19 protein-coding genes and 2 tRNA genes are annotated in these 17,845 nt (G+C 68.3%); 8 read left to right on the top strand and 13 right to left on the bottom strand.

Translation table 11 applies throughout. The features are described 5' to 3' along the window. The 7 genes from FNH08_RS09805 to FNH08_RS09775 form a co-directional block, all read right to left on the bottom strand. The coding region (locus FNH08_RS09805; protein ID WP_152771031.1) for an ATP-binding protein at window positions 1-1,967 on the bottom strand (1,967 nt) is incomplete at its 3' end. Between the two features lie 24 nt (window positions 1,968-1,991). Beyond that, entirely contained in the window at window positions 1,992-3,536 is a 1,545-nt protein-coding gene (locus tag FNH08_RS09800) for a hypothetical protein (protein ID WP_152771018.1), read from the bottom strand. Between the two features lie 94 nt (window positions 3,537-3,630). Beyond that, window positions 3,631-3,879: a hypothetical protein gene (locus FNH08_RS09795; RefSeq protein WP_152771016.1), complete on the bottom strand. Its 249-nt coding sequence runs from the start codon at window positions 3,877-3,879 to the stop codon at window positions 3,631-3,633. A 234-nt stretch (window positions 3,880-4,113) separates the two neighbouring features. Beyond that, window positions 4,114-5,178 (bottom strand): hypothetical protein, encoded by a 1,065-nt coding sequence (locus FNH08_RS09790; protein WP_152771014.1) that lies wholly within the window; start codon window positions 5,176-5,178, stop codon window positions 4,114-4,116. A 22-nt stretch (window positions 5,179-5,200) separates the two neighbouring features. Next, on the bottom strand, window positions 5,201-5,581 hold the full coding sequence (locus FNH08_RS09785; RefSeq protein WP_152771013.1) for an RRQRL motif-containing zinc-binding protein: 381 nt from the start codon (window positions 5,579-5,581) through the stop codon (window positions 5,201-5,203). Further along, complete coding sequence (locus tag FNH08_RS09780) at window positions 5,581-5,910, bottom strand: hypothetical protein (RefSeq protein WP_152771011.1); 330 nt, start codon at window positions 5,908-5,910, stop codon at window positions 5,581-5,583. The genes FNH08_RS09785 and FNH08_RS09780 overlap by 1 nt, the downstream gene beginning before the upstream one ends. Continuing rightward, on the bottom strand, window positions 5,907-6,200 hold the full coding sequence (locus FNH08_RS09775) for a hypothetical protein (RefSeq protein ID WP_152771009.1): 294 nt from the start codon (window positions 6,198-6,200) through the stop codon (window positions 5,907-5,909). The genes FNH08_RS09780 and FNH08_RS09775 overlap by 4 nt, the downstream gene beginning before the upstream one ends. An 848-nt stretch (window positions 6,201-7,048) precedes the next feature. On the opposite strand from FNH08_RS09775, the gene FNH08_RS09770 reads away from it, so the two are divergent. Further along, window positions 7,049-8,056, top strand: a complete 1,008-nt coding sequence (locus FNH08_RS09770; protein WP_322724122.1) for an XRE family transcriptional regulator — start codon at window positions 7,049-7,051, stop codon at window positions 8,054-8,056. Here FNH08_RS09770 and FNH08_RS09765 read toward each other — a convergent pair. The 3 genes from FNH08_RS09765 to FNH08_RS09755 form a co-directional block, all read right to left on the bottom strand. Beyond that, window positions 8,040-8,828, bottom strand: a complete 789-nt coding sequence (locus tag FNH08_RS09765; RefSeq protein ID WP_152771006.1) for a GntR family transcriptional regulator — start codon at window positions 8,826-8,828, stop codon at window positions 8,040-8,042. The two genes, FNH08_RS09770 and FNH08_RS09765, sit on opposite strands and share 17 nt — an antisense overlap. 127 nt (window positions 8,829-8,955) lie before the next feature. Then, a complete protein-coding gene (locus tag FNH08_RS09760; protein WP_152771004.1) occupies window positions 8,956-10,401 on the bottom strand; it encodes a hypothetical protein in 1,446 nt (481 codons plus the stop codon). A 5-nt stretch (window positions 10,402-10,406) separates the two neighbouring features. After that, complete coding sequence (locus FNH08_RS09755) at window positions 10,407-10,973, bottom strand: hypothetical protein (protein ID WP_152771003.1); 567 nt, start codon at window positions 10,971-10,973, stop codon at window positions 10,407-10,409. A 437-nt stretch (window positions 10,974-11,410) separates the two neighbouring features. Here FNH08_RS09755 and FNH08_RS51765 point away from each other — a divergent pair, with 437 nt between their 5' ends. Continuing rightward, on the top strand, window positions 11,411-11,617 hold the full coding sequence (locus tag FNH08_RS51765) for a hypothetical protein (RefSeq protein ID WP_152771001.1): 207 nt from the start codon (window positions 11,411-11,413) through the stop codon (window positions 11,615-11,617). A gap of 41 nt (window positions 11,618-11,658) precedes the next feature. On the opposite strand, the gene FNH08_RS09745 is transcribed toward FNH08_RS51765, so the two are convergent. Continuing rightward, a complete protein-coding gene (locus tag FNH08_RS09745) occupies window positions 11,659-12,315 on the bottom strand; it encodes an SDR family oxidoreductase (protein WP_152770999.1) in 657 nt (218 codons plus the stop codon). A gap of 97 nt (window positions 12,316-12,412) precedes the next feature. Continuing rightward, on the bottom strand, window positions 12,413-13,720 hold the full coding sequence (locus FNH08_RS09740) for an amidohydrolase family protein (RefSeq protein WP_152770997.1): 1,308 nt from the start codon (window positions 13,718-13,720) through the stop codon (window positions 12,413-12,415). Window positions 13,721-14,022: 302 nt separating this feature from the next. Here FNH08_RS09740 and FNH08_RS09735 point away from each other — a divergent pair. The 6 genes from FNH08_RS09735 to FNH08_RS09710 all read left to right on the top strand — a co-directional run bounded on the left by FNH08_RS09735 (window position 14,023) and on the right by FNH08_RS09710 (window position 16,706). Beyond that, window positions 14,023-14,095, top strand: a tRNA-Thr gene (locus tag FNH08_RS09735). 46 nt (window positions 14,096-14,141) lie between these two features. Beyond that, window positions 14,142-14,214: transfer RNA gene (locus FNH08_RS09730), tRNA-Met, on the top strand. Window positions 14,215-14,303: 89 nt separating this feature from the next. Beyond that, complete coding sequence (rpmG, locus tag FNH08_RS09725; protein WP_003948671.1) at window positions 14,304-14,468, top strand: 50S ribosomal protein L33; 165 nt, start codon at window positions 14,304-14,306, stop codon at window positions 14,466-14,468. Window positions 14,469-14,636: 168 nt separating this feature from the next. Continuing rightward, window positions 14,637-15,110 carry a MaoC family dehydratase N-terminal domain-containing protein gene (locus FNH08_RS09720; protein WP_152770995.1) on the top strand — a complete coding sequence of 158 codons (474 nt, stop codon included), beginning with the start codon at window positions 14,637-14,639 and terminating at the stop codon, window positions 15,108-15,110. A 4-nt stretch (window positions 15,111-15,114) separates the two neighbouring features. Then, window positions 15,115-15,543, top strand: coding sequence for a MaoC family dehydratase (locus FNH08_RS09715; protein ID WP_152770994.1), 429 nt, complete (start codon window positions 15,115-15,117; stop codon window positions 15,541-15,543). A 107-nt stretch (window positions 15,544-15,650) separates the two neighbouring features. Further along, a complete protein-coding gene (locus tag FNH08_RS09710; protein ID WP_322724121.1) occupies window positions 15,651-16,706 on the top strand; it encodes a UDP-N-acetylmuramate dehydrogenase in 1,056 nt (351 codons plus the stop codon). A 61-nt stretch (window positions 16,707-16,767) separates the two neighbouring features. On the opposite strand, the gene FNH08_RS09705 is transcribed toward FNH08_RS09710, so the two are convergent. Further along, a complete protein-coding gene (locus FNH08_RS09705) occupies window positions 16,768-17,808 on the bottom strand; it encodes an adenosine deaminase (RefSeq protein WP_152770992.1) in 1,041 nt (346 codons plus the stop codon). Between the last annotated feature and the right edge of the window lie 37 nt (window positions 17,809-17,845).

The raw sequence follows: 17,845 nt of genomic DNA, 5'->3' as shown, positions 1-17,845 counted from the left end.
CCCTCCGCCCCCGACCCCGACTCCGTCTCCGGCTCGGGTGCCGATGACCGGTCCTCCCGGAGGGCGGACAGGTTCAGCCCCGGACGCTCCGGCCGCTCCCGCTCGGGGCGGGGCTCGGTGGTGGAACGGTTGGGTTCGGAGGTGGTGCCGAACTGTTCGTCGATCTCACCCATGAGCGCGTCCACGAGCCGGTCAGCCTCCGACCGGTTCGCCTGCTTCGCGCGAGGTTCGCGCAGCGCGGCCAGGTTCAGCCCTCGCCGCTGCTCGCCCTCGGTGCCGTCGCTGGCCGCGGTGTTGACGGGGGTGCGGTCGGCGTCGTGCATCCAGGCGATGCGATCGCGCGACCAGCGGCGCGCGTAGTCCTCCCCAGCGGCCTCAGCGGACACCGCGTCGAGGGTGGGGTGCCGCTCCGACGTGGCGGCGACGATTTCGCGGATCTGGCTGGGCAGGATGCGCCAGCACTTGAACAGCCCCGCCGCAGACTCCGGCGTGCCCATGAACCCCGCGCCCTTGTAGGGGGCTTGGTCCACCTTCAGGCCGCGGCTGCCGGGGAACAGCTTGCCCAGGTCCATGCCTTCCTTCTCACCACCCGTGAGTGCCACGCGCACCTTGGCCTCACGGCGGATCATGAGGTTGCCCAGCACGGAGCCGGTGGAGCCGAGCGCGGTGAGCACGGTGCGGATGCCCATCGCGCGGAGCATCCGGATCACTTCCAGGATCTTCGCGGCGAGCTTCTTCATCGGCTTGTCCGTGCTGGTGAGGATTTCCGCGCCCTCGTCGATGACCAGCATGATCTGCGGGATCTTCGGCCCGATCGGCAACAGGTCGGTGTCCTCACGGGCCATCAACGCCTGATAGGAGATCTTGCGTTGATGTCCGATCCGCAGCACCGCATCGAGCATGAGGTGCGCCTCGTCGACCGTGCCCGCCAACCAGTCGACACCGGGCCGCAACTGGCGCTCACCCTCGGCCGGCTGGTGCTGCAGGGCGGGCAGCACCCAGGACAGACCGGCCGATCCGGCGTTCAGGTCGATCACGAACGTGAGCACGTCCACCGCGCGGGCGAACCCGGCGAGGATCACGTGGACCATGTTCGTCTTGCCCGATCCGGTGGGGCCGACGACCAGCGCGCACTGCTCCCGTAGGTACGTCTGGATCTGCTCGGCGTTGGAGCGGTAGCCCCACGGAATGCCGGTGTGCAGGGAGAGCGGGGCGTAGTCGGCCGGGTAGGTGGTCTCGGTTTCCAGCACGTTGACCGTGGCCACGTCGATCAGGGTGCGGCCCTGGTGGATGCCGGGGTTGGCGGTGGCGGTGCAGCCGTGGGGAAGGTGCGCATCCGCCGACAGCGCCGCGGAGTGAGCCGCGATCCGGTCGTAGGTGGTCGCGCCGGGCAGTTCGGCATCGATCGTGAAGCCGGTTCCGGCCTCCCACCGTTCCACCGCCAGCACGCGCACGGTGACGCTGCACACGCGCTGTATGCGGTCGATCCACTCCGCGGCGATCTCCCGCCGCTCCGCCGACAGCGCCTCGTCGATCTGCCGCTGTTCGGCCGCGATGGCCACTTCCTCGCGGGCTTCCTCGTAGAGGTTCGTCGACCGGGTGGCCGCGCCGATGCCGACACCGATGGTGGCGAGCGAGCCGAGCGCGGCCCACGTCAGAGGGCCGTTCGTCATGGCCCACGTCGTCCACCCGGCACCGACGAGCCAGGATGCGGCGCGGGCGGCGATGGTGCGGCCGGCGTTGCGCAGCCGGATACCGGCGGCGGTGTGGCCGATGGCTCCGGCCGTGCCGACGGCGAGGGCCCAGCCGGGGGGCATGCTGGCGGCGGCGCCGGTGGTGGCGACGGCGAAGGCGCCGGTGGTGGCGGACAGGGCGCCGGTCACGGGTCCGTGACCGGCCGCCCAGTCCCACACCGGACCACTCACGGCCTCCGCCTGCTGCTTCTTGCTGCTGTTCTGCTTGGTCATGGTGGCCTCGGTGATGGTCATGGCTTAGACGTTCCAGCCCTTCTCGGCCTCGGTGCCGTTGCGGGGGTCCTCGTGGCGGGCGATGTCCTGCTCGTGGACCTGCCGGAACAGCGGGACGAGGGTCTCGGCCGCGTCGACGCCGTTGAGCAGGGTGCGGTGGATGTCGTCGAACCCGTTGGCGACGTCCTTCTCGAAGGCGAACTCTTCGTCGGAGCGTTCGGCCAGGATGCGGAAGGTGTTGGCGACGCACTGCAGCGCCAGGGGAAGGTTGTCGATCATGTCGAGGACTTCCATGTTCCCGTCGGGCTCGTAGGAGCGGGCGGCGTTTTCCATGTCGGCGGCGGCCTCTTCGAACTTGAAACCAGACACGTGAATGGCCTCCTGACCAGTGTGTTGGGGGATGACACGGGCGGGGCGCTCCACCCGGTCCTTGATGTCGTTCAGATCGCGCTCGGCGGCGGCCTCGTCGGCGGCCCGCTCCAAGCGGATCTGCTCGTCACGCTCGGCGCGCTGCTCGCGGGCGGACTGCATCAGGCGCCGGTACAGGCGGCGTCCGGGGTGCATCAGCCACTTCCAGCCGAGCTTGCGCCCGAGCGGGGTGGTCAGGCAGCCCAGCACCCCCATCGCGCCGCTGGTGAGCGCGGCGAGCAAGCGGCGGCCCTGGAAGCGGGCCGCGGACTTCAGCAGCCCCCGGCGGGCCTTACGGCGGGCGGGCGCTTTACGGACCGCGGCGCGCTTGGCGTCGACCTGCCGGTCGGCCGCCCTGTCGCGGGCGGTCCGGGCCTTGTTGACCAGGCCCCGGACGCCCGAGGCGGTCTTGCCCGCGGTCCAGCCCAGCGCGCGGCGGGCACGCCCTTGACCGGCCGTCTTGGCGGTGCGGGCGGCGGTGCGGGCGTCCCGGCGGGCATCGGCCACACCGCGGCGAGCGGCGAGGCTCTGCTGTCGGGCGGCGGAACGGGTCGGCGTCTGCGCCCGGTTGCCCGCACGCAGCTCCCGCACCTGCCCCACACGCCCCGTGCCCGAGCGCGGTCCGGTGGAACGTCCACCCGTCGACCGGCCGGCGGCGCCGGTGAGGCCCGAACGGCGCTTGCCCGCACCGCGCGCCCCGGACGAGGTGCCGAACGCTCCGCTCGAACGACCGGCACCGGTGCGGGACTTGCCGCCCTTGCCCCGCCCTCGGCCGCCGGCCGCCGTGCTGCCGGACGTGCCAGAGAGGGCGGATGAGCGGCCCGTACGGCGCGAACCGCGCGTGGTTGTGCCGGTGGCGCGTCGCTCGCGGGCCGAACGCCGGCGTTTGGAGACGGCGGCGGACACCCCGATGACGGCGGCGCCACCGGCGGCCACCGCCAGGGCGGCCGGGCCACCGCCGGCCAGAGCGACGGCACCGACCGCACCGACGGCGCTGTTGGTGCCGGACAGGGCCAGCGGAAGCACCGGGATACCGCCCGGCGTGTGCGCCACCGTCCGTGTCTCGACGGGGGCGGTGGCCTGCTCGCGGGGCGGGGTCGGCTCGGGTGGAGGTGTGGGGGCAGCCGGAGCGGCTACCGGTTCGGTGCTGACTTCGGTCATGCTGAGGACCACTCCTCTACGAGGGAGGGCAGAGACCCGGGCGCGTGCTTTGGACGGCTTGGCGTCCGGGTCTCTGCGTCGAAAACGGTGCTGGCTACAGCCCGTTGGGCTCCAGCGAGAAGAACATGACCGTGGCTCCCCGCAGGGACGGGTGGCTCGCGGTGAGTTCGGTGTAGATCTCCTGGTAGGCGTCCTGGCGGGTGCCGTCGGGCCGCGGGATGTAAGTGCCGGACCGCGTGGCGGAGGCCAGGCCCGGCTTTTCCACGGACATCACCCAGAAGTGCGTGCCCTGTCGGACGGCGCGCGTGTCGGTCGGCGTCGTCGCTGCGGTCGCGTCGTTCACCTGAGAAGTTCCCTTCCGTATCAGCGGGTTGTGGTGCTGTGCCATCGGCGGCGGGGTGTCGCCGGTGGCGTGGGGGTCAGCTCGCCGGGTCTGCTCGTCGGGTCTGCGAGGGTGCCGCTCGCCGGGGCTCACCGGGTCTGCTTCACTGGCTTGCGTCGACTGCTTCCGGCAGTCGCAACGACGGCCAGCCCAATTCCCGTGGGCTGGCCGTCATTGGTGGTGCCGGAGGTGGTTCTATGCCTCGGATTCCTCGTGGGACATCAGCGAGCCCCACGCCTTGCGCACCCGCTGTTCCCCGCCGACGAACCCGCCCTCGCGGAACGCGGCGACGGCCTGGCGGTAGGACAGCGGCGGGTCGTCGCTGTAGCGCAGGTGCCGCAGCACGACGACGAGCTGAGCGTCCGTCAGCGGCTCACCCGTCACGGGGACCGGGACACCGGCGACGGCGGCGATTTCCTCCAGCGTCACGGGGGGTGTGACGGGGTCCGTGTCGGGCGTGACGGGCTCCGGCTCGAAGGTCTCGGATTCGTCCGTGACCTGCGTGTCTTCCTCCGTCACGGGGGGCGTGACGCCCGTGACGGCCGGACCCTCGACGGCGAGCGGTTCCGGGGTGGTCGCGGTCTCGACGGCGGGGGCCGTCACGGCCGTGACGGGCAGGGCGAACATGCCCGCAAGGGCCGCGTCCGCGCCGGCCGTCATGCGCTCGCGCTGTACGTCGACCAGGTGCACCCCGAGCTGCGCGTCACCGGTACCGACGCGCTCAGCGAGCTTCCACGACTTCAGCTCCGACGCTTGGCGCGCCTTCTCGTCGGGGTGGTTCGCGGCGCGGGCGCGGTGGTAGGCGAGCCGCTGCATGACCGTCGCGTTGCGGCGCTGCGCTTCGGCGTCGACTCCGGTGCGGTAGACCACGATGCGCCGCGCGAGTAGGCCCATGCCCTCAGCCGAGACGCACATGGCCATCGGCGTGACGGCGAACACCACCGCTTCCGTCACGGTCTTCGCGACGGCCGCGCCGGTGAGGGAGGCCACCGCGGGCAGTGTCCACAGACCGACCCGTACGGCCGCCGGGGCGGACTGTCCCAGCATGGTCAGACCCACCAGGACCAGCGCGAGAACGAGGGGCGCGCCCTCGCCGGCGGCGACCACACCGAGCGCGGTGGCGGAGCGGTGGAAGACAGATGTGATGTTGCTGTAGGTGCCCCACCCGCCCATGCCGCCAAAGGCGACCATGGGCAGTGCGGCGGCACCCAACACGAGTCCCTGGCCCCACGTGAGGGACCGATCGGGGGTGTCGTTCATGGGAACTCCTTGTTCGAAGGGGTTAGGCGGCACGCTGTTCCTCGGCGGCGATACAGGTTCCGCAGATGCCGTAGGAGCGCGGGATGCAGTACCCGGCGTCCAGTTCGCAGCGGGGGCAGGTGCGGCGGGCGAGCATCGCCAAAGCGAGCGCGCCCCACTTGCGCGAGGTCATCGGCCGCACCGGCTTGGCCAGGTCCTCGCGGTAGAAGTAGGCCACCCGGAAGCCGTGGTGGCGGTTGTAGCGCATCACCTGTGCGGCGATCGGCTGTCCGCCGGGCCGTAACCCCTTGGCACGGAGCTGACGGCGGGTGAACAGACCGTCCGGAGCCATGCGCCAGGGGTAGGTGGGGATGCCGTAGCGGGCACCGGTCGGGTCGTAGCACTTGGCGTAGGCGGCGGGCATCAGGCAGCCGCTCCGCTCGGTGCCGCGGCCGGGACATCGCCGTACCCGGTCAACTCCAGCACGGCGCCCGCGTAATCGGCGGATGCCTTCAGCACACGCGTGCGGCCGTCGCTCTGCTCGCGGTAAACCACCTCATCCGGGGCGACGCTCAGGGCATCCCGCCACACCTCGAAGTCCAGCAGGCCCCTGTGGAACGTCAGCTCCAACCGACCCGGGTAGATGGTGGACACCTGCACGTCCGGCGCGGGCAGGTGCCCGAAGTCCGTGGCCAGTACGCGCAGCGCCCGCAACGGCACAGTCAGGTCGTCCAGCGTCAGATCCTCGCTCATGCCGCGACCCCCCGGCGTACCGGACGGCGACGGGCGGGGCGGGTCAGCGGGACGACGTTGAACAGGTCCGGGTGGTCGTCGACGACCCGCGCGGCCAGGCGGATCAGGTCGTCGGCGAGGCTGCCGAACTCGGGGTCGGCGAGGATGTCCCGCGCCGCGTCCAACCGCGCCGCGCGCTCCTCGTCGCTCTCGCCCTCCACCCCGAGCCACAGTTCAACCGGGGTGCCGAGCGCGAGTTCCGCGAACTCCGAGGCGGTGACGGCCTGATGACCGGCAACGATGCACTTCATGGGAGGTCTCTCCTCACAGTGGAACGGCCCGAACGCGCCCGGAGGTGCCTCTACGGGGCGCGCGGCCGTGGGGAAGGAACCGCACCGGAAGCGGTGCGGGTGGGACATGCGAAAGTCCTCATCAAACGGGCAGGGCACCGACGTGACGCCGGCGCCCTGCCCGCATGACGAGTGACGGGAAAGCCCGTCACTGTCGTCTCGCGGCTCCCGTACGCGCCTTGCTCCGCCTCCCTTGGACGGCGCGCGGTCACCGCGCCACTCAGTCGCTACTCGCTGAGTGGTTGCTCCCTGGATGCCATGGACTGGGTGCGGCCCAATCAACGGGGTCCCCGCGGTCCGGTCCCTGGGTCCACGCCCGAGGGTCAGACCAACGGCTTAGCCGATGACACCGATCGATCCGTGAAGACGACGGACTTCTACGTCTCCCCTACCGCTCGAACCGCGTGTAAGCAGGCCCGGCGGGGCTCTTTGCACACCAGGAACCGGAAGCGATCCCATATCTGGTGCGCACCAGTAGATTGCATCTGGTGCGCACCAGAGTCAAGGTGGTTCGCCGATCTGGTTCGGTGAACGCCCCTTGCGGTGCATCTCCAGGAGACAGTTCGAGACGGGGGTGCCGGTAGCCAACAAGGCTTAACTTCGGGCCTGTTAACCCCTGTTGACCTGCGGCGATGTGAGGCACCATGGTGGGTGCAGTGATCGGAGCTAACCTCGGGCGGTGACCAGTGAGTTCAGGACTTCGAAGTGCGCGGACGGCGCGCGGCTGGTCTCAAGAGCGACTGGTTCGCGAGATCGAGAAGTACGCCCGACAGCACCTCACGGACGTTGCCTCGACTGCGAGTTTGCGGGTGTACGTCTCCGAGTGGGAGAACGGCAAGCGCAGCATCTCGGGCCGCTACGCGGAGATCTTGCGGCGGCTTCTTGGCGTCACGGACGGTGAGCTGAGGGGCGGCACGCCTGCCGTGGTCGTGCCGATGGCCGACGGGTACGACGAATTGTTGAGCAGGATCGATTCAGCCAGCAGCGTCGACGAATCCATGGTGAAGGCGTTCAACGATCAGACCGAGCTACTGCGCACCATGGACCGCCAAATGGGCGCGGCCGGTCTCGTCGATCAGATGACAGGACATCTCGCTCGGCTCGAAGACGCGCTGAACTTCGCGGTGCTGCCGGCCGCACGTCGGCCCGTAGCGCTCGCGCTCGCGGGAGCGTCGACCCTGGCCGCGTGGCAGGCGATCGACTCGGGAGCAGTCGAACGGGCATGGAAGCACTACGAGTTGGCCAAGCGGGCGGCACGCGACGCTGAGGCGCCTATGTACCTTGCGCACGCGATGGCTGAGCAGGCGTATGTGCTGTGCGAGGCGGGGCGACCGTCTCTCGGTGTTGAGCTCATCCGCGACGCGCAACGCACCCTTGGCCAGGCTGGAACGCCACGTCTCCGAGCATGGCTGTACGCCGCGGAAGCTGAGATGTGCGCCCACGCAGACATGCCCGACGACTGTCAGCGGGCACTCGATGCGGCCATGGCGAGCATTCCGCCCGGGTCTGAGGCCCGAGACCCGGACATGCTGAGCATCTTCCTGAACGGCGCCCACCTGGCCCGGTGGCGCGGCAACGTTCTTGCTCTGCTGGGCGATGACGATGCGGTGACCAGTCTGTATGGCGCCCTTGACGTGGTGGACCCCTCCTTTGTCCGAGCACAAGCCGGACTCCACGCGGACCTTGTACAGGCTCACCTCGTGCGAGCGGAGTACGACGACGCGCACACTCACCTGAGGCAGGCACGGCTACTGGCGAGCCGTACCGGCTCAGTGCGTCAGCGTCGTCGTCTCGACCTTCTCAGCGCGCGACTGTGAGCCCCTGCTTGCCACGGCTCGCCAGGATGTGCAGCAGGGCAACCAGGGTTCCGGACCCCATCAGCTCACCGCGTGCCATCAGCCCCGGAATGTCAGCCAGAGGCACCCATTCGACGTGGCCGGCCTCTTCGAGATCGGTGGGAGAGCCGACCTTCTCAGCGCCGTGCCCCACGAAGATCTCGTGTGGCGAGTCGACCATGCCGACCATGGGCTGATAGGTGACGACGTGCTCCACCGACTTCGGCCGCCAACCGGTTTCCTCCACCACTTCCCGGAGTGCCGTGGCGGCGGGGTCCTCCCCGTCGTCGACGATGCCGCCCGGGAGCTCCCAACCAAACTTCTGCGGGACGAAGCGGTACCGCCACATCATGAGGACGCGGTCTTGATCGTCCAGTACCGCCGTGACGGCGACGTGGTGGAGCTTCACCACGTGATGCTCGAAGCGCTCCACGCCGGGCGGCTCCACGTCCCAGAGTTGGAGTTTGACCCAACGGTTGTCGTAGAGGTCTCGTTCGCCGTGAATGCGCCACGGTTCAAGCCCCTTTGGAGCCTGCACGCTCACTGCCCCTGGCACTCGGTATGAGCTTCGGCCGCGAACCTCCAAAGCACCTTCTGCTACGAGCCGGGCGAGCACTTGCCGGAGCGCGGTCCGGCCGATGCCGAGTTCTTCGACCAGCGAGCGCTCTGAGGGCAGCTTGTCACCAGGGGCGTACTCGCCGGCGATGAGCCGTTCGCGAAGCGTCTCGTAGACCTTGGTCGTCTTTGGTCCCATCCGCGGAGCACTCTCCGTTCTAAGTGGTGCGTACCAGGGTAGCGGGCAGGAGAGTGCGTCAACATGGGCGCGAGCCTGTCAGCCTGCGATCGCAGGCTGACAGGCTCGCTGTGGCCCTTCCGGCACACTAGTCTGAATATCCCCACATGCGCTTCATTTTCTTGTCCTTCCACCACGGGAGACTGTGTGAAACCGTCATGAAAGCGCGCAGATCTTCGAGGGTCTTTTGTGAGGCTTGATACAGGAGATCTAGACCCAAATGTGCAAGCAGGTGGGGGCTAAGGGCCGCGCCAACTGCGTCGACAGCCGAGCGGTCAAAATCGATTTCTACGTTATCGCGCGAATCTGGGAGCCGAAGTTCCACTGAGATTACTCGCGCTAGGTTACCAAGGGCGTCTGACAGTGCCCGCATGTCCGTCGACTCACGCAGTCCGTCCATCGTGTTGCTCTTGATGCGTGTTTTGCTTCCAGGGGATGCGAATTCGATCCCCTCGATTCCGTACTGATCAAGTCGACTTTCAATCTCGGACCATTGTGGCGTACGTCCAATATCGCTGCGGTGGGCTGTCTTACGCCTGTCGTCCACGAAACGCAGATCAATTTCAGAACAGCGCAAATGGAGCTGAGACTCCTGAATGTCCCAATAGGGTGGCGCATCTGGGTCGTCGAACAGGTTGAGGTCAACCTGATCGAGTGCCACCCCCTTTGTCTTGATGCGATCCAGGTTTGCGTTTACGAGAAGATTCAGATTGGCGCTTGTTGGCCAGTTCTCAAGGTCTTGCAAGAGCCTCAGGCTGATGTTCTCACCCAGGTTCCTCCAGAACTCGATGTTAGAAATGTCCTCCAAGGACAGCAGGAATGGGAGAATTTCGATGAGTTCATCGGGAGATAGGACACTTCTCGACTCCAGCGTTCCAGGGAAATCGGTTGCGTCACCTCCTTGGCTAACCCAGAGAACTTGCATTACTCGCTCGATGCGAGCGGAAAACCCACGTGAGAAGTGGTCATTCATCGCCCTTACGGTTGCCGATACTTCGGGCGCATCGAGAGTCGTTAAGGCGGAGTCTGCGTGCGATACGGCTCGCTGGACATCAATTGCTGATTCTCCGACCAGGTACCCCTTACCGCCCTGTAGTAGCGATGACTTGAGCATCTGGCTTACTGGGGTACGAGAGTCTTCGCTAGAAATCCCCTCCAGAGTGGCAGCGCTGGAGAGTAGGCAGTTGTCGTACTCGGCCGCTATCGTCTCGGTCTGGCCGCCAGGCGAGCCGGTAGTGGCGATTGAAATAAAGGCAGGTGATTCCTCGTGCAGACTCAGGAGATCTCGTTGGATTAGTGGCGCGTCAATATTGAACCGCAGGTAGACATCTCGCGTTGGCCTTTCGCTTCCGGCTCCCCAATTAAGCACGAAATCCGGTACGAACGTGTGGTTGAAGTAGTCCGTCGACTTGATCTCTGTCTTGGGGTCCAGTGCTTGTAACTCGCGGGCCATGACTTGCTTCACGTCACGGATCGCCGCCTCCGGGGAAGCTTGGTGCAACGCATTCTGGATCTGAGAGCTGACGTTCTGCACGGCCTTCACACTCCCCTGGTGATATAGGAGCGAATATGGCCAAGATATTCGCGGTTCATCATCAGTTCTTCCTGTCTCTCAGACAAGACGATGAGCCAAAGCCTGTCAGCTACTTTCTTGCCGATCTCGGGATCATATTCATCATCCCCAAGTTTGTGTGAATGCTGCTTGACTGCCTCCTCTATGGTCTCCGCGTCGCAAAGCTTGGTCCATGCCCCCATAGAGAAAGGATGCCATGTGATCCACATGAACTCGCATTCTCTATCTATACCGTCTTTAATCATTTTTGCCGTGGCGGAGTAGCAATCGGTTAAGTACTCGCGATATTTGGGCCCCTGATTATCGCTACTATAGGCTTTGACTTCAGCGTAGAATTGATTCTTCTTCTCGCCGGTGAAGTATCCAGCCAGGTCCCAAGACTCGTGTTTGCCGTTGAGTAGCGTGAGCGTGGTCATCTGCTCCGCCTCGTAAACCACCCAGGGCACGTGGACGCGGGTTGTACTTTCCAGCCACTCGCGAGCGAAGTAGGCACCTTCGCGCCCCTTCTCCTGCTGCTGTTCACCTGCCGCCATGGGATCAAGGTATTGGCGGGCGTGGCATGTTGTCATCAGGGCGTCAGCAGGGCTCACTCATTGTGAAGCATTGGCCTGGGATGTCTGCCTGCTTTCGTCTGCCCTTGCGATGTGACAGACAGGCGAAGCGGGAGTCGGCGTGACTATCTCGGTACCTCGACAGGCGCGCACCGGGCTCCGTTCTTGCTGACCGGCTTCAAGATCAGGACGAGACGTGGACGGCGACTGGATGGCCCGCTTGCCCATCCTTTAAAGTGCCTGGTCAGAGGGGTCACGAGGGTGCGATCTTGAGTGGGCTGTAAATCTGCCGGCTCAGCCTTCCCAGGTTCGAATCCTGGCGCCGCCACACGGGAACGAAGGGCCCGTGACCTGCTTTTTGCGGGTCACGGGCCCTTCGTCATGCGCCCCTGTGCCGGTTCTCCGGGCACACTGAAGGCATGTCGTCGCGTCGCAGAAGGTGCCCTGAGTGTCGTCGCGAGATCGCCGTGGTCGCCGGGCGGTTCGCGCGGCATGATCCGCCGGGGGCGAACGGTGGGCTGGTGTCGTGTGCCGGGTCGCGGAGGTCGGCGGAGGTGGGGGCGGCTCAGCCGACGCTGGACGGGTACGTGGTTCCCGAGTTTCCTGGCCAACTGCCGTTGTTCTGAGGTCCTTCCGAAGCCCGTCGCCCCCTCCAGCTGAGCCTCCCTCAGTTGCCCGCCACCGACTTCACCGCCACCGACACCGGTGTCGAGCCGCTGATCAGTTCGAGGGTCAGGCCGGCCGTGGCCGGGGTGTCCACCAGTTCCGCGAGCGCGGTGGCCACGTCGTCGCGTGGGATCGAGCCGCGGCCCGTCGAGGCCTCCAGACGGACGAGGCCGGTACCGGGGTCGTTCGTCAGCGATCCGGGGCGCAGGATCGTCCAGTCCAGGGCGCTCTGTTTCCGGACGTACTCGTCGGCCTTGCCCTTGGCGCGCAGGTACACGTCGAAGATCTCGTCGCCCTGGTGATCCGGGTCGGCGCCCATCGACGACACCACGATGTGACGGCGTACGCCCGTCCGTACCGCGGCGTCCGCGAACAGTCGCGCCGCGTCGCGGTCCACCGTGTCCTTGCGGGCCGCCCCGCTGCCCGGGCCCGCGCCCGCCGCGAAGACGGCCGCGTCCGCGCCCTGCAGATGTGCGGCGACCTGCTCGACCGTGGCCGATTCCAGATCGCACAGCACGGGTTCGGCGCCGACGAACCGCAGATCGTCGCCCTGTTCGGGGCGGCGGATGATGCCCGCGACCTCGTCGCCGCGCCCGGCGAGCAGCCGCTCCAGCCGCAGCGCGATCTGACCATGCCCTCCAGCGATAACGATGCGCATGTCTTCGACCGTACGCCCGACCGGGCGCATCCGCCGCATGGCTTCCCGACCGGTTCCTCCGGCCTCGGCACCCTCTCGTCGGTCGGCCCGAGAGGCATTACGACGGCTCGCCCCGGCCCTGCCTGGGCAGATCCAGTGCCACGGCCGCCGCCGAGTTGCAGTACTCCCTCACCGCGCTCGTCCGTGCCACCACGCGCCCCCGGTGCACCACGATCCGGCTGTACGCCAATGAGAGCGCCCCCGCGAGCCGGTCGCCCCGCACGGCGAGGAGTTCGGCGGGGAAACCCGCCTCCACCCGCACCTCGGGCAGCCCGAGCACACTTCGCGCCGCCGCGCTCACCGTGTCGTACGCGTCCTCGGCCCGCAGGCCATGACGTGAGGCCAGCAGGTACGCCGCCTCCAGCGGATCGCCGCGCCCCACCGGGTTCGACACGTCGCGCAGGGCTCCGCTGCCCGCCGCGACCCGAACGCCGGCCGCACGCAGCAGCCGTACGGGAGCCGTGCCCCGGTCGTCCACGCCCCCGCAGCCGCCCTGGGGCAGGCACACCACGCTGATCCCGGCCGCCGCCAGCTGGTCCGCCGCTCGCGCCGCCGCCTCGGCGGGCAGGCGCCCGAGTCCGCCGCACGGGCCGAGCGTCACGCCGGGCCGCAGTCCGCCCGCCATCGCCGCGAGTCGGCTGAGCCGCGCGGGATCGGAGCCGTCGACGTGCAGGTCGACGGGGCAGCCCTGCTCGGAGGCGATCTCCAGGACCGCCTCCACGTACCCCGTGGGATCAGGGTCCAGATCTGGACGACCACCCACTACGGAGGCGCCCATTTTCACCGCGTCCCGCAGCATCGCGAGCCCGTCGGCACCGGCGACCCCGGTCAGCAGTCGCGGCATCGCGACCGTGGTCATGTCGACCAGCCCGCGCAGCGACCGCCCCGCCCGAAGCACCGCCGCCAGCGCGCCCAGTCCCTGGACGTCGCCGACGTGGACGTGCGAGCGCAGTGCCGTCGTCCCGTACCCGAGCTGGAGCAGGGCTGCCTCGGTGGCCCGCCGCTGGACGTCCTCGGTGTCGTACGAGACCGGTCCGTCGGCGTCGGCCGACAGCGCCGTGTCGCCGTGTGCGTGCGGCTCGGCCGGAGCCGGCAGCAGCAGGTAGCCGCCGAGGTCCACACGCGCGGCGTGCGCGCCGGGACCCCCGCTCCCTCCGCCCGTCAGGCTACCCGCCGTGCCCACCGCCTCGATGCGCCCGCGGCACAGCCGTACGTCCACGGTCCGGCCGTCGGTGAGCCGCGCCCCGCACAGCAGCAGGGCTGTTCCCTCGGACTGCCCCGACGAGGAGTCCGACGACGAGCCCGACGACGAGTTCGGTGAGGAGCCCGACGACGAAGGGGAGGGCTGCGGCTGACTGTCGGGCATCGCACTCCTGGGGTAGGCCGCTGCGCGAGGAGGTCACGCAAGATCACGCAGAGTGAGTCGAGCCTAGGACGGCGGACCGCCTGCTTCAGGGAGGAGCGGAATAGTCGTACCGGTGTGGTCCCCCTCGTCGGCGGGGTGCGGCCGGCATGGTCCCGACGGCCTGACAGCCCAGGTCGACGGGCGGCGCGGCTGTGACATGTGAGGTGCCGGAGGACGGCGAAGCGTCCGGGCACAGGCAGGGGCGTCTACCCCGAAACGGATTTGGGCGAACGGCCGTGGGGCGTGTAATGTCTTCATCGCTCGCCCCAATAGCTCAGTCGGCAGAGCGTCTCCATGGTAAGGAGAAGGTCTACGGTTCGATTCCGTATTGGGGCTCTGGTGTGAAGGGTTCCCGTCGCGAGGCGGGGCTCGATCGCATCGCAGCGGTGTAGCTCAGTCGGTAGAGCAAGCGGCTCATAATCGCTGTGTCACCGGTTCAAGTCCGGTCACCGCTACAGACAGTAGCCGATTGCGGGGTCGGTCCTTCGATCGGCTACTCTTCTTGCGTTAAATCAATTCCATCCGTTCGTCAAGGAGCACTCACGTGGCTGCCACCGACGTCCGCCCGAAGATCACGCTGGCCTGCGTGGAGTGCAAGGAGCGGAACTACATCACCAAGAAGAACCGGCGTAACAACCCGGACCGTCTTGAGATGAAGAAGCACTGCCCGCGTTGCAACGCGCACACCGCGCACCGCGAGACGCGATAAAACAGGCTCGTACGCGAGGCCGTCCCCGTAACAGGGGGCGGCCTCGCGTCGTTTCGGCCACTGTGGCGAACGTTCGTTATCAAGCAGGGCGCTGAAGAGATCAAGCAGGGCGCTCAAGAGCCGTCGTTCGCCGGTCAACCACAGCACACATCAGGAGGTGCCGAGCCCATGGCGCTCGACCAGTCCTTCGTGGGGCGGTCCTATCCGCCCACCGATCCCTACGAGGTCGGCCGGGAGAAGATCCGCGAGTTCGCGGAGGCCGTGGGGGACACCAACCCGGTGTACACGGACCCGGAGGCCGCCAAGGCGCTCGGCCACGCCGATGTGATCGCTCCACCCACCTTCGTGTTCGCGATCACCTTCAAGGCCGCGGGACAGGTCGTCCAGGACCCCCAGCTGGGCCTCGACTACAGCCGCGTCGTGCACGGCGACCAGAAGTTCACGTACACGCGTCCCGTGCGCGCGGGCGACCGCCTCACGGTCACCTCGACCATCGAGAACATCAAGTCCATGGCCGGCAACGACATCCTGGACATCCGCGGTGAGGTCCACGACGAGGCGGGCGAGCACGTGGTGACCGCCTGGACCAAGCTCGTCGCCCGCGCGGCGGACGACGAGGCCCCGGCAGAAGGGCAGGCGTGAGCCGATGACGGCACAGATCAGCTACGCGGACGTCGAGGTCGGCACCGAACTGCCCGCCCGGACCTTCCCGGTCACCCGTGCCACGCTCGTGCAGTACGCGGGCGCCTCCGGGGACTTCAACCCGATCCACTGGAACGAGAAGTTCGCCAAGGAGGTCGGGCTGCCGGACGTCATCGCGCACGGCATGTTCACCATGGCCGAGGCGATCCGCGTCGTCACCGACTGGGTGGGCGACCCGGCCGCGGTCGTGGAGTACGGGGTTCGCTTCACCAGGCCCGTGGTCGTCCCGAACGACGACGAGGGCGCGACCATCGAGGTCAGCGGCAAGGTCGCGGCCAAGCTCGACGACGACACCGTCCGCGTCGACCTGACCGTCATGAGCGCCGGCCAGAAGGTGCTCGGCATGTCACGGGCGGTCGTACGGCTCGCCTAGAGCGACCTGGAGCGACCGGCTCGTAAGCGACCGGGAACAACCGGCTTGTAAGGGGCGTCCGCAAGGGAAGGGCACCCCTTACACCGCCGTCTCGTACCCTTGTGCCCGTGCTGGAACTCCACGACGCCCCGCTCGCCCCGCTGACCACCTTCCGGCTGGGCGGTCCCGCCGACCGGCTGATCACCGCGACCACCGACGCCGAGGTGATCGCCGCCGTCCGCGAGGCCGACGACTCCGGTACGCCGCTGCTGCTCATCGGCGGCGGGTCCAACCTGGTCATCGGCGACAAGGGCTTCGCGGGGACCGCGCTCGTCATCGCGACCAAGGGCTTCGCGCTCGACGGCACACGGCTGGAGCTGGCGGCCGGCGAGGTGTGGACCGACGCCGTCGCCCGCACCGTCGAGGCCGGACTCGCGGGCATCGAATGCCTCGCCGGAATCCCCGGCTCGGCGGGCGCGACACCCATCCAGAACGTCGGCGCGTACGGCCAGGAGGTCTCCTCCACCATCACCGAGGTGGTCGCCTACGACCGCGTCACCCACGAGACGGTCACCATCCCGGCCGCCGACTGCGCCTTCTCGTACCGGCACAGTCGCTTCAAGGCCGCCCCCGAGCGGTACGTCGTGCTGCGCGTCCGCTTCGAGCTGGAGGACGCGGACGGACTGTCGGCGCCGATCAAGTACGCCGAGGCCGCCCGGGTCCTCGGCGTCGAACCCGGCGACCGCGTGCCCCTCGCAGCCGCCCGCGAGGCGGTGCTGAAGCTGCGCTCCGGCAAGGGCATGGTGCTCGACCCCGAAGACCACGACACCTGGTCGGCGGGGTCGTTCTTCACCAACCCGATCCTCACGGACGAGGACTTCGCCGCGTTCCACGCGCGCGTGCGGGAGCGTCTGGGCGACGGCGCCGTCCCGCCCGCCTACCCCGCGGGCGACGGCCACACCAAGACCTCCGCGGCCTGGCTGATCGACAAGGCGGGCTTCACCAAGGGATACGGCAGCGGCCCCGCCCGTATCTCCACCAAGCACACGCTGGCCCTCACCAACCGCGGCGACGCCACCACCGAGGACCTGCTGGCCCTCGCCCGGGAGGTCGTCGCCGGGGTCCGGGACGCCTTCGGGATCATCCTGGTCAACGAGCCGGTGACGGTGGGCGTCAGCCTCTGACGCCCACCCCGAAGGCATTCCAGGCGGCCGTACGCCCGTTTCAGGCGGCCGTACGCCCGTTTCAGGCGGCCGGGGCCGCCAGCCAGTCGTCGACCCCCGACAGCAGCTTCGCCTTCACGTCCTCCGGGGCCGCCGAGCCGCGTACCGACTGCCGGGCCAGCTCGGCCAGCTCGGCGTCCGTGAAACCGTGGTGGCGGCGGGCGATCTCGTACTGGGCCGCGAGGCGTGAACCGAACAGCAGCGGGTCGTCCGCGCCGAGCGCCATCGGCACCCCGGCCTCGAACAGAGTCCTCAGGGGTACGTCCTCGGGCTTCTCGTAGACGCCGAGCGCGACGTTGGAGGCCGGGCACACCTCGCAGGTGATCCCCCTCTCGGCGAGGCGCTTCAGCAGCCGTGGGTCCTCCGCCGCGCGCACCCCGTGCCCGATCCGCGAGGCGTGCAGATCGTCCAGGCAGTCCCGGACCGACGACGCGCCGGTCAGCTCACCGCCGTGCGGCGCCGACAGCAGCCCGCCGTCCCTGGCGATCGTGAACGCCCGGTCGAAGTCCCGCGCCATGCCCCGCCGCTCGTCGTTGGAGAGCCCGAAACCGACGATGCCGCGATCCCTGTAGCGCACGGCCAACCGGGCCAGCGTGCGCGCGTCCAAGGGGTGCTTCATGCGGTTCGCGGCCAGGAGGACACGCATCCCGAGCCCGGTCTCGCGCACGGTGGTGTCCACCGCGTCCAGGATGATCTCCAGCGCCGGGATGAGCCCGCCCAGCCGGGGCGCGTACGACGTGGGGTCGACCTGGATCTCCAGCCAGCCGGAGCCGTCCCTGACGTCTTCCTCGGCGGCCTCGCGCACCAGCCGCTGGATGTCCTCGGGCTCTCTGAGGCAGGACCGCGCGGCGTCGTACAGCCGCTGGAAGCGGAACCAGCCGCGTTCGTCCGTCGCCCGCAGCCTCGGAGGCTCCCCGCTGGTCAGTGCGTCGGTCAGGGCCTCGGGCAGCCGCACGCCGTACTTGTCGGCGAGTTCCAGGACGGTTCCGGGCCGCATCGACCCGGTGAAGTGCAGGTGCAGATGAGCCTTCGGCAGCTCAGAGACATCACGTACGTGCTCCATTCGAGGATCCTGCCGTACGCCGGAGCCGCATCGGTAG

Origin of the sequence: Streptomyces spongiae, from assembly GCF_009377185.1 — a bacterium.
In the GTDB taxonomy this organism is placed as follows: Bacteria; Actinomycetota; Actinomycetes; order Streptomycetales; family Streptomycetaceae; genus Streptomyces; species Streptomyces spongiae.
Note: the sequence above shows the minus strand (reverse complement) of the source record. Positions and strands in the feature narration are given on the sequence as shown.